Source organism: Sphingomonas lacusdianchii (assembly GCF_022664395.1).
Classification (GTDB): Bacteria; Pseudomonadota; Alphaproteobacteria; order Sphingomonadales; family Sphingomonadaceae; genus Sphingomonas; species Sphingomonas lacusdianchii.
Genome location: NZ_JAKRET010000002.1, coordinates 1 through 11,438 on the forward strand (window position 1 = coordinate 1; position 11,438 = coordinate 11,438).

Consider the following 11,438-nt stretch of genomic DNA (forward strand, 5'->3'; position numbering starts at 1 on the left):
AGCTCCATGCGGTCGCCGACGCGAACGGGCGCCCGTTGAGCTTCTTCATGACAGCAGGCCAGGTCAGCGACTACACCGGCGCGGCAGCTCTGCTCGATGATCTGCCAAAAGCACAGTGGCTGCTCGGTGACCGTGGCTATGATGCAGACTGGTTCAGGGACGCCCTGCACGCCAAAGGCATCCAGCCCTGTATCCCGGGCCGAAAATCTCGCAATCAACCAGTCAGATACGACAAGCGCCGCTACCGACGACGCAGCCGCATCGAGATGATGTTCGGCCGTCTGAAAGACTGGCGGCGTGTCGCCACCCGCTACGACCGCTGCCCAATCGCCTTCTTCTCGGCCATCGCTCTCGCCGCCACCGTCATCTTTTGGCTGTGATCAACGAGTCCTGACCCTAGATTGCTGACGCCCCAGCGCAGGATATTGCCTGCCGCGACAAGCCGCTCCATTGCCTCGACCGTCTCCGCCAGCGGCACGTTGCCGCGCCAGTGCAGCAGGTAGAGGTCGAGCCGATCGGTGCCGAGCCGTTCGAAGCTCGCCTCGCACGCGCGCGGCAGCCGGTCGCGTGAAGCGTTCTGCGGATAGGCCTTGCTGACAAGAAACACGTCGTCGCGCGTACCCGCGATGGCTTCGCCGACGAGGCGTTCGGACTCGCCGTCGGCATACATCTCGGCGGTGTCGATCAGCGTCAGGCCGAGTGATAGCCCCTCGCGCAACGAAGCGATCTCCTGCGACAGCCGGCCAGCGTCCTCCGCCATCATCCAGGTGCCTTGGCCGAGCGCGGGGACGGTCGTGCCGTCGGGAAAGCGAATAGTCTTCATGCGGCAAGGAACGCCTGACGTCGTCGATCGGATCACCTCGCGGGGCCGGCCGGATCGTTTGATCGGGCGTTTCCGCCCGTGTCAGCTGACTCCCAGCCCGCACGCCGCTGATTGTGCGTCCTGGGGCCGATCAAAGCGGCAAGATAGGTGTGCAAACACTGTTTGCGGACTGTGCCAATTCTCTGTAGCAACGGGCTGTGCAGACGGTTTCTGCATGTCAGTAATATCACGCACTTAATAGTGCCTTGTCTGGGGCGTGGAATCCTGCCGCCCTAGCCATCTGCATGAAATCCAAGCCAATCGGCTGCTAAGTGTTTCAAGGTGCTGGGTGACTATCAGGGTCAGCCGTTGGCACATGCACAATTGCGCATCGGATTGTGACAATGCTCTGGCCGGGAAGGCCGCGGTTTTGGACTGTCTTCAACACGTTTACCGGCGTGCGCATATTTTCTGGTGGCGTTGGATTCATCGTTTGTTGGATCTGCCACCGCACCCCTGTTCGCGCAATCCACATCATGCCTACGAAGAAGGCCTGGTTGTCACCGGCGGGACGACAGCCACGTCCGCGCTCGGCGGGTAACGGCGGCCCGATGAGCGACCATTCCTCATCGGACAAACCGATCCGCTCGCACTAGCCTGCCTCCGAATGCCAGCCTTGCATCACTAGCCAAGTGCGCCGTGAAGCTCTGTCCAGGATGCCCCACGAGACGTGACAAACGAAATTGTTGACGTTCGTCCGAAAATTGATACGCCTTCAAACGAAAATAGGGGAGGCGGCGGTGGCATCGCACATTCTGGTGATCGATCAGGGTACGACCTCTACGCGTAGTATCGTCTTCGATGGTGCGGCCCGGCGGGTGGCGATCGCGCAGGCCGAGTTCCCGCAACATTATCCCGCGCTGGGATGGGTCGAGCATGACCCGGAAGATATCTGGCGCGATGCGGTGGCGACCGCGCAGCAGGCGATCGAGCACAGCGGCGTCGACGCGTCGGCGATCGCGGCGATCGGCATCACCAACCAGCGCGAGACCGTTGTCGTGTGGGACCGCGCGACCGGCGAGCCGATCCATCGCGCGATCGTATGGCAGGACCGGCGCGGTACTTCATTGTGCCAACAGTTGAAAGCGGACGGTGCGGACGATCTGGTGCGCCAGCGGACCGGCCTGCTGATCGATCCCTATTTCTCCGCGACCAAGCTCGCGTGGTTGCTCGATCACGTCGAAGGCGCACGCGCGCGGGCCGAGCGTGGCGAACTGGCGTTCGGGACGATCGATAGCTTCCTGTTGTGGCGGCTGACCGGCGGTAGCGTCCATGCGACGGATGTGACGAATGCGAGCCGGACGATGATGTTCAACATCCATCGGGGCGAATGGGACGCGGAATTGTGTCGCCTGCTGCGCGTGCCGATGGCAATGCTGCCCGAAGTGCAGGATAACGCACACGTCTTCGGTACGACCGACCTGTTCGGGGCGGCGATCCCGATCGCCGGCATGGCGGGCGACCAGCAGGCGGCGCTGTTCGGTCAGGCCTGTTTCCGGCGCGGCATGGCGAAGTCGACCTATGGCACGGGCTGCTTCATGCTGCTCAATACGGGCGAAGAGGCGGTGGCATCGCAGCACCGGTTGCTGACGACGCCCGCCTATCGACTGGATGGCAAGACGACCTATGCCCTTGAGGGATCGATCTTCGTCGCGGGCGCGGCGATCAAGTGGCTGCGCGACGGCCTGGGCGTCATCACCCATGCCCGCGAGACCAACGACATGGCGACGCGCGTGCCCGACAGCCATGGCGTCTATATGGTGCCCGCCTTTGTCGGGCTGGGCGCGCCCTATTGGGAGCCGGATGCACGCGGAGCGATCTATGGCCTGACGCTGGACGCGACGGCGGCGCATCTGGCGCGGGCGGCGCTGGAATCGGTCGCGTATCAGACGATGGACCTGGCCGAAGCGATGCAGGCCGATGCCGGCACGGGGCCCGCGATCCTGCGGATCGATGGCGGGATGGCGGCCAACGACTGGTTGTGCCGCTTCCTCGCCAGCATGATCGAGACGCCCGTCGAACGCCCGGTCGACCTGGAGACGACGGCGCGCGGCGCGGCGTTCCATGCCGGGTTGGCGACCGGGATGTGGTCGGGGCTCGATGCGCTGGAGCGGCTATGGTCGCGCGAGGCCTGTTTCGAACCGGCCATGGATGCGCCGACCCGCGCGCCGCTGGTCGCGGGCTGGCGGCATGCCGTGCAGCGGACGCTTCGGACGGTTCGATGAAGCGGCGCATCCTGATCGGCAACTGGAAGATGCATGGCGATGGCGGCTCGCTGTCGGCGATGGCGACGATCGCCGAACAGGCCGCTGCGGCGTCAGGGGTGGCGGTGGCGCTATGTATCCCGGCGACGCTGATCCACCGGGCGGCGTCGGCGTTCCCGATGCTATCGATCGGCGGGCAGGATTGTCACCCCGCCGCGGCCGGGGCGCATACCGGCGAAGTTTCGGCGACGATGCTGCGGGAAGCCGGTGCGCGCCTCGTCCTGGCCGGCCATAGCGAGCGACGCGCGGCGGGCGAGGACGATGCACTGGTCGCCGCGAAGATCCGCGCGGCGCAGGCGGCAGGTCTTTGTGCGGTGCTGTGTGTCGGTGAATCGATCGAGATGCGGCAGCAGGGACAGGCGCACGCGATGGTCGAGGCGCAGCTTCGCCAGTCGCTTGCCGGCGTCGATTTGGCCAATCTGGTCATCGCGTACGAACCGGTCTGGGCGATTGGCAGCGGGACGATGCCGACGGCCGCCGAAGTGGCCGAGATAACGCGACGGATCGCGGCGCAGGTCGGGGACGTGCCGATCCTCTATGGCGGATCCGCGACGCCGGGCACGTGCGAACCGTTGTTGGCCGATGGCGGCATCGACGGTTTCCTCGTCGGCGGGGCCAGCCTGTCGCCGGTGTCGTTCGGGGCGATGATTGCCTTGCTCGAACAGGCGGGGCGGCCGGTGTCCGATTAGTATCCGATACGCATGCAACATAATCGCCGCCGGGAATGGAATTCGGCGGTCCGGTCGGTGAAGGAACCCGATGATGACGTTTGACAATCCACCGGCGCAAGGCGCGATCACCCTGTCGCGGTTCCTGATCGAGCAGCAGCGCCGCGACGCCGAAAGCTGCCCGGCCGAACTGCGCCTGCTGATCGAAACCGTCGCGCGGGCGTGCAAGACGATCGGCCATGCGATCTCGAAGGGGGCGCTGGGCGACGTGCTCGGCGCGCTGGGCAGCGAGAATGTGCAGGGCGAGGTCCAGAAGAAGCTGGACGTGATCGCCAACGAACTGCTGCTCGATGCCAATGAATGGGGCGGCCATCTGGCGGGCATGGCGTCCGAGGAGATGGAGACGATCCATCGCATCCCCAATCGCTATCCCAAGGGCGAATATCTGCTGCTGTTCGATCCGATCGACGGGTCGAGCAATGTCGATGTGGACCTGTCGGTCGGCACGATCTTTTCGGTGCTGCGCGCGCCGGAGGACTGCGCCGGGCGCGACGTGACCGAAGCCGACTTCCTGCAACCCGGCCGCGATCAGGTGGCGGCGGGCTATGCGATCTACGGACCGCAGACGCTGCTGGTGCTGACGGTCGGCGACGGGGTGTATGAGTTCACGCTCGACCGCGAGGTCGGGTCGTGGCGGCTGACCGACGGGCCGATGCGCATTCCCGCCGGCACGCGCGAATTCGCGATCAACACCTCGCGGCGGCGGCAATGGTCGCCGGGGGTAAGCCGCTATATCGAAGAACGGATTCAAGGGTCCGAAGGGCCGCTCGGCATCGATTACAATATGCGCTGGACCGCATCGATGGTGGCGGACATTCACCGCATCCTGAAGCGCGGCGGGGTGTTCCTGTACCCGGCGGATCACCGCAGCGCCGGCAAGGCACGGCTGCGGCTGCTCTATGAAGCCAATCCCATGGCGATGCTGATCGAACAGGCCGGTGGGCTGGCCAGCAATGGCTATCAGCCGATCATGACCATCGCGCCGGTCGGCCTGCACCAGCGGGTAGGCGTCCTGATCGGCGATGCCGAGGAAGTACGGACATTGACCGAGACGTACGACGGATAAGCGCGGGATCGCGGTCCTCGACGGTCGGCGGATCATCGGGGGCTGAGACGGGCGAGCGACGTTCGGACGACGGCGCATTCCGAACATAGCGTAAGCAACGGACGTCCCGCCCCCGCCCTGCGAGGCAGCGGTGCCGTGGCGTCGAGACCGGCGGCGGCCAGCGTGTCGGACCGAATGCCCACGGTTGCGCGATCGCCGTGCGGCTGCTGCCGCTCCACGCTCCAAGCGGCCAATCCGGCACATCTGCTGGTTCGGACACGGGCGGCCTTACTTAGAGCGGGCGCGCTTTCGAACTATCGCCACAAATCGATGCGAAAGTTCGTTTTTTCGATTGATTGCTTTCGTTCGCGCGTAGATATGTTCGTTATGCGAGTCGAAGCGAAACCTTCCGAGTTCGATCTGCTGGTCGTCGGCGGCGGCATCAACGGTGCCGGCATCGCGCGCGATGCCGCCGGCCGGGGGCTGTCGGTGATGCTGGTCGAGCAGGACGATCTGGCCAGCCACACCTCGTCGGCATCGACCAAGCTGATCCATGGCGGCCTGCGCTATCTGGAATATGGCGAGTTCCGTCTGGTGCGCGAGGCGCTGATCGAGCGCGAGCGGCTCTGGGCGATGGCGCCGCACATCATCTGGCCGCTGCGCTTCGTCCTCCCGCAGACCCAGTCGCCGCGACCGGCGTGGATGGTGCGGTTGGGACTGTTCCTCTACGACCATCTGGGCGGGCGCAAGAAACTGCCGGCGACCGAGACGGTGCGGCTGAACGCGTCGGCGTTTGGCAACGGGCTGAAGGATCGCGCCGGTCGCGGCTTCGTCTATTCGGATTGCTGGGTCGAGGACAGCCGGCTGGTCGTGCTGAACGCCCGCGATGCCGCCGATCGCGGAGCGCAGGTGCTGACCCGGACCCGGCTGGTGCGCGCGACGCGCGACGGCGACGTCTGGACCGCGACGATCGCGGACGGTGCGGGTGAGCGGACGGTGCGGGCGCGCATCCTCGTCAACGCTGCCGGCCCATGGGTCGCCGACGTGCTGGAGCGCAGCGGCGACCACCGCGCTGAACGGCCGGTGCGGCTCATCAAGGGCAGCCACCTGATCGTGCCGAAACTATATGACGGCGATCATGCACTGATGCTGCAGAACCCGGACCGCCGGATCGTCTTCGCCATTCCCTATGAGCGCGATTTCACGCTGGTCGGCACCACCGACGAACCGTGGGAAGGCGCACCCGGCAAGGCGGCGATCGGTGCGGAGGAGACGCGCTATCTGCTCGACACCATCGCGCGCTATTTTACCCGCAGCGTGGGGGCCGACGATATCGTGTGGAGCTATGCCGGCATCCGCCCGCTCTACGACGACAATGCCGGCAGCGCGTCGGCGGTGACGCGCGACTATGTGCTCGACCTCGATGCCGATGACGGCAAGGCGCCGAAGCTCAGCATCTTCGGCGGCAAGATCACGACCTATCGCAAGCTGGCCGAACATGCGCTCGAAAAGCTCGCGCCCTTCTGTCCGGGGGCACGCGGGGCGTGGACGGCGGGCGCGACGTTGCCGGGTGGCGATTTCGCCGATTTCGACGCCTATCTGGCGAAGCTGGTCGCCGAACGACCGGGTCTGCCGCGCGACCTGCTGCACCGGCTGGTCCGTGCCTATGGCAGCTGCACGCGCGATCTGTTGGGCTCGGCCATGACGATGGCGGCGCTGGGCGAGGATCTGGGCGGCGGGCTGACGGTGCGCGAGGTCGAGTATCTGCGGACGCGCGAATGGGCGGTCGATGCCGAGGATATCCTGTTCCGCCGCAGCAAGCTGGGGCTGCATGTCCCAACCGGCACCGCCGAGCGGCTGGCGGCGTATCTGGCCAATGCGGCTCCGGCGCTGAGCGCGGCATGATCGCGACCGACCTGCCCGATGCGGTGGCGCAGCGCCATGCCGCGATTCTCGCCGTTGCGCGGCGGACGGGCAGCGTCGCGGTCGACGCGCTGGCCGCCGAACTGGGCGTCACGCCGCAGACGATCCGCCGCGACCTGAACCTGCTGGCCGAACGATCGATGCTGTCGCGCGTCCATGGCGGCGCGGTGGTCACCTCGGGCGTCGACAATCTGGACCGCGAGGCGCGCGGGCATATCGCGGCCGAGGCGAAGGCGGCGATCGGCCGGGCCGCGGCGGCGCTGGTGCCGAACGGGGCCAGCCTGTTCATCAATATCGGCACCACCACCGAAGCGATCGCCCGTGCGCTGGTCGATCATCGCCATCTGCTGGTCGTCACCAACAATCTGAACGTCGTGTCTATTCTGGCGTCGCGACCGACGATCGAGGTCGTGGTGGCGGGCGGACGGGTGCGGCCCAGCGACGGCGCGGTCGTCGGCGCGCTGGCCATGGATTTCATCGGGGGGTTCAAGGTCGATTATGCGCTGATCGGCGCATCGGCGATCGACCGCGACGGCAGCCTGCTCGATTTCGACATCGATGAGGTGCGGGTGTCGCAGCGGATCATCGATCACGCGCGCACCACGATCCTCGCGGTCGATCGCAGCAAGTTCGGCCGGCCTGCGCCGGTCCGTATCGCCGGGCTGGACCGGATCGACCATCTGGTGACCGACGCGCTCGACGATCCGCAGATCGCGGCAGCGTGCGAGGCGGCGCAGGTGAAGGTGACGCAAACCGCCTGACCGGAAGCACCGGCGGGCCAGGAGAGGGAGGGGAGCATGCGGCGGATTTCCAATCTGCGCTGGTGGATCGTCGGGCTCATCTGCCTCGGCACCATCGCCAATTATCTGGCGCGCAATTCGCTGGGCGTGCTCGCGCCCGAGCTGAAATCGACGCTGTCGATGTCGACGCAGCAATACAGCTATGTCGTCGGCGCGTTCCAGCTCGCCTATACCATCGGCCAGCCGATCGCGGGGGCGATCGTCGACCGCATCGGGCTGCGCGCGGGTTTCGCGATGTTCGGCATCGCGTGGTCGCTGGCCAATATGCTCCATGCGCTGGCGGCCGGATGGCTCGGCCTCGCGCTGTTCCGCGGGCTGCTGGGATTGGCGGAATCGGCGGCGGTGCCGTCGGGGATCAAGGCGATCGCCGAGTGGTTCCCGGCCCGCCAGCGCTCGGTCGCGGTCGGATGGTTCAATGCCGGCACCTCGCTTGGCGCACTGATCGCGCCGCCGGTGGTGGTGGCGGTGTCGCTCTGGGCCGACTGGCGGATGGCGTTCGTCGTCACCGGCGCGGTCGGGCTGTTGTGGGCGGCGGCATGGTATGCCTTTTACCGCAGCCCGGCGATGCACCCCGCCATCACCCCCGACGAAGCGGCGCTGATCGCCGCCGATCGTCCGGCCGCCGTCGCGCCGTCGAGCGCGCGGCAGATCGTGAAGAGCGGGCGCTTCTGGGCGCTGGCCGTGCCGCGCTTCCTCGCCGAACCGGCGTGGCAGACGTTCAGCTTCTGGATCCCGCTCTATCTCGCGACCGAACGCGGCATGGACCTGAAACAGATCGCGCTGTTCGCATGGCTGCCCTTCCTTGCTGCCGATCTGGGCGGGGTGTTCGGCGGCTATCTTTCGCCGCTCTTGATGAACCGGTTCAACCTGTCGCTGATCCCGTCGCGGGTGACCGGCGTCGCGATCGGTGCGGCGCTGATGATCGCGCCCGGCTTTATCGGTCTGGCCGGCAGCCCGTATCTCGCCATCGCGCTGTTCAGCGTCGGCGGCTTTGCGCACCAGATGATCTCGGTGCTGATCAATACGCTGTCGGCCGATGTCTTCACGCCGCAGGAGATCGGCACCGCCAACGGCTTTATCGGGCAGGCGGGGTGGACCGGCGGGCTGCTCTTCTCGCTGCTGATCGGGCAGCTCGCCGACGTCACCGGCTATGCGCCGCTGTTCGCCGCGCTGTCGCTGTTCGACGTGATCGGCGCGGTCGTGCTGATCGCCTGCCTGCCCATTCTCTCCCGGCCCAAGGAATTCCGATGAGACGCGCCACGCTTTCGAACCCGCCGCGCTTTGCGCTGACCGAACGGGCGCGGGGCCGGCTGACGCTGACCGCCGATACCGGTGCGGTCGCGCATCTCTTCGTGCTGGAGGAGGATGTCGCGCGGTTGCTGCTGCTGGCCGACGGAACCGTCACCAGCCCGCCGAGCTGGGCGATCGCGCCGGGCGCCACCGATATCGCCGAGCCGGGCCGCGACAGGATGGACGTGGCGGGTTTCACCTGTCCCGACCCCATGGTTTCCGAAGCCGACGACACGATCACCGTCACGACGCAGCGGTTGCGCGTCACCATCCGCCGCCACGGCCTGCATTGCACATGGGAGCAGCGCGACGGCGACGACTGGTGTCTGATGGCGACCGACCGACCGACGCAGGCCTATGATTTCGGCTGGTGGGACGGACGCGCGCACCATTATGTCGCGCGGCGGCCGGGCGAGCGCTTCTATGGCCTGGGCGACCGGACCGGCGATTGCGACCGGGCGGGGCGGTCGTTCCGGCTGACCAATGTCGACCCGATGGGCTTCGATGCGGAGACGAGCGACCCGCTCTACAAGTCGATCCCCTATCTGCTCGTCGCCGATGCCGAAGGGCGGTGTCATGGCAGCTTCTATGACAGCAGCGCCGATATCGCCGTCGATCTGGGGCGCGAGCTCGACAATTATCACGGTCTCTACCGCCACGTCGTTGCGAGCCATGGCGATGTCGACCTGTGGATGATCGCCGGCCCCGATCCGCTGGCGGTGACGCAGCGCTTTACCTGGCTGACCGGTCGCCCGGCGCTGATGCCGCGCTGGTCGCTCGGCTATTCGGGGTCGACCATGACCTATACCGACGCGCCTGATGCCGCGGCGCAGATGGGCGGGTTCCTTGACAAGCTGGCCGAACATGATCTCGGCTGCACGTCCTTCCATCTGTCGTCGGGCTATACGTCGATCGGCGACAAACGGTACGTGTTCCACTGGAACCGCGACAAGTTCCCCGACCCCGCCGGTTTTGTCGCCAGCTATGGCGATGCCGGCGTCCGGCTGGTCCCCAATATCAAGCCCGCCCTGCTGCGCAGCCATCCGCGCTATGACGAGGTCGCCGCCGCCGGCCTGTTCGTCAACGATGTCGACGGGCAGCCGGTCGAGGCACAGTTCTGGGACGAGGTCGGCAGCTATATCGACTTCACCAATCCCGCCGCCGCCGACTGGTGGCGCGCGCAGGTGCGCGATGCGCTGCTCGACCACGGCATCGTCGCAACGTGGAACGACAATAACGAATATGAGCTGTGGGACGCGCGCGCCCGGTTCGCCGGGTTCGGCAAGGCCGTTCCGGCGGCGGCGATGCGCCCGGTGCTGCCGCTGCTGATGACCCGCGCATCGCGCCGTGCGCAGGTCGAGGCGCGGCCCGACGAACGGCCCTATGTCGTCACCCGCTCGGGCATGGCCGGGCTGCAACGCTATGCCCAGACATGGAGCGGCGACAACCGCACCGAATGGAAGACGATCCGCTACAACGCGCGACAGGCGATCGGCCTTGCCCTGTCGGGGGTGTCGAACAGCGGTGACGATGTCGGCGGCTTTTCGGGACCTGCACCGTCGCCCGAACTGCTGGTGCGCTGGGTCCAGGCGGGTGTGCTGATGCCGCGCTTCTCGATCCATAGCTGGAACGACGACCGCACCGTCAACGAACCGTGGATGCACCCGGAAGCAACGCCCGCGATCCGCCGGCTGCTGGCGTTGCGACAGACGCTGGTGCCGTTCCTGTACGACCTGCTGCTGCGCTATCATCGCGACTATGCGCCGATGGTGCGTCCGCTCTGGCTGGATTTCCCGAACGATCCGGCGGCGTGGGGCGAGAGCGACGACCATCTGCTGGGGCCGGATTTGCTGGTGCCGCTGGTCGTCGAGCCGGGCGTGGCCGAGCGCGACGTGCGGCTGCCGGTCGGTGCCGACTGGATCGATGTCTGGACGGGCCGGCGCTTCGCAGGCGGCAGTACCGCACGACTGGCGGCACCGCTCGACGGACCGCCGCCGCTGCTGGCGCGGGCGGGATCGGCAATGCTGGTCGATCTGGCGACGGGCGGTTGGCGGCCGGGCGCGATGCAGCCGGGCATGTGGCTGTTCCCGCCGGAGACGGGCGCATTCGCCGCCGATGCGTGGGAGGATGCGGGCGACGGGCATGGCGCGGCGTGGCGCTGGTCGGTGACCGGCACCGCCGATGCCGCGTCGGTGCGGTTGCAGGTCGCGTGTGATGGCGCGCCGGCAGGACGCGCCATCACCCTGTTGCTGGCGCCCGGCGACCACCGCGAGATGCTGGTCGAGGGTGGCGAACCGATCGAGATCGCCGGGCGACGGGGCATGCGACTGATGCGATAACGGCAGCAGTCCCGCAAGTTCTGTCCAGTGTTCGGCATAGATCGGCCGATCGAATTCGTGCGTCTCAAGTATTTGTACAGCCACAATAGTTGTTTGTCAGTCCATTCAAGATAAATATACTTGATATGGCCTGACCAATGTGGAAGATGAGTGAATTGGGCGGCCGTAGAGAGTCGCCGAAATCAAA

General features: G+C 66.6%; 9 protein-coding genes and 1 pseudogene. 8 read left to right on the plus strand and 2 right to left on the minus strand.

Annotated features, from left to right (window positions below; all coding sequences use genetic code 11):
* Positions 1-380, plus strand: a 380-nt coding sequence (locus tag MF607_RS02630; protein ID WP_242115925.1) for an IS5 family transposase, incomplete at its 5' end; no start/stop codon positions are given.
* On the opposite strand, the pseudogene MF607_RS02635 reads toward MF607_RS02630, so the two are convergent.
* A pseudogene (locus MF607_RS02635) lies at positions 380-823 on the minus strand (aldo/keto reductase); the annotation flags it as partial. The gene MF607_RS02630 and the pseudogene MF607_RS02635 overlap by 1 nt on opposite strands.
* A 316-nt stretch (positions 824-1,139) precedes the next feature.
* Positions 1,140-1,439, minus strand: a complete 300-nt coding sequence (locus MF607_RS23030) for a transposase (protein ID WP_431311889.1) — start codon at positions 1,437-1,439, stop codon at positions 1,140-1,142.
* Positions 1,440-1,602: 163 nt separating this feature from the next.
* On the opposite strand from MF607_RS23030, the gene glpK reads away from it, so the two are divergent.
* From glpK to MF607_RS02670, 7 genes are all read left to right on the plus strand, one after another.
* Positions 1,603-3,087 carry a glycerol kinase GlpK gene (gene glpK, locus MF607_RS02640; RefSeq protein ID WP_242115926.1) on the plus strand — a complete coding sequence of 495 codons (1,485 nt, stop codon included), beginning with the start codon at positions 1,603-1,605 and terminating at the stop codon, positions 3,085-3,087.
* A complete protein-coding gene (tpiA, locus tag MF607_RS02645; RefSeq protein ID WP_242115927.1) occupies positions 3,084-3,815 on the plus strand; it encodes a triose-phosphate isomerase in 732 nt (243 codons plus the stop codon). Before glpK ends, tpiA begins: the two co-directional genes overlap by 4 nt.
* Before the next feature lie 70 nt (positions 3,816-3,885).
* A complete protein-coding gene (locus MF607_RS02650; RefSeq protein ID WP_242115928.1) occupies positions 3,886-4,920 on the plus strand; it encodes a class 1 fructose-bisphosphatase in 1,035 nt (344 codons plus the stop codon).
* A gap of 366 nt (positions 4,921-5,286) precedes the next feature.
* Positions 5,287-6,804 carry a glycerol-3-phosphate dehydrogenase gene (locus MF607_RS02655; RefSeq protein WP_242115929.1) on the plus strand — a complete coding sequence of 506 codons (1,518 nt, stop codon included), beginning with the start codon at positions 5,287-5,289 and terminating at the stop codon, positions 6,802-6,804.
* Positions 6,801-7,583: a DeoR/GlpR family DNA-binding transcription regulator gene (locus MF607_RS02660; RefSeq protein WP_277925692.1), complete on the plus strand. Its 783-nt coding sequence runs from the start codon at positions 6,801-6,803 to the stop codon at positions 7,581-7,583. The genes MF607_RS02655 and MF607_RS02660 overlap by 4 nt, the downstream gene beginning before the upstream one ends.
* 36 nt (positions 7,584-7,619) lie before the next feature.
* On the plus strand, positions 7,620-8,873 hold the full coding sequence (locus MF607_RS02665) for an MFS transporter (RefSeq protein ID WP_242115930.1): 1,254 nt from the start codon (positions 7,620-7,622) through the stop codon (positions 8,871-8,873).
* Positions 8,870-11,251, plus strand: a complete 2,382-nt coding sequence (locus tag MF607_RS02670; protein ID WP_242115931.1) for a glycoside hydrolase family 31 protein — start codon at positions 8,870-8,872, stop codon at positions 11,249-11,251. The genes MF607_RS02665 and MF607_RS02670 overlap by 4 nt, the downstream gene beginning before the upstream one ends.
* Positions 11,252-11,438 lie beyond the last annotated feature (187 nt).

Coding starts and splice junctions, on each gene's coding strand:
- tpiA (WP_242115927.1), top strand. CDS start 3,084: ATGAAGCGGCGCATCCTGATCGGCAACTGGAAGATGCATGGCGATGGC.
- MF607_RS02650 (WP_242115928.1), top strand. CDS start 3,886: ATGATGACGTTTGACAATCCACCGGCGCAAGGCGCGATCACCCTGTCG.
- MF607_RS02655 (WP_242115929.1), top strand. CDS start 5,287: ATGCGAGTCGAAGCGAAACCTTCCGAGTTCGATCTGCTGGTCGTCGGC.
- MF607_RS02660 (WP_277925692.1), top strand. CDS start 6,801: ATGATCGCGACCGACCTGCCCGATGCGGTGGCGCAGCGCCATGCCGCG.
- MF607_RS02665 (WP_242115930.1), top strand. CDS start 7,620: ATGCGGCGGATTTCCAATCTGCGCTGGTGGATCGTCGGGCTCATCTGC.
- MF607_RS02670 (WP_242115931.1), top strand. CDS start 8,870: ATGAGACGCGCCACGCTTTCGAACCCGCCGCGCTTTGCGCTGACCGAA.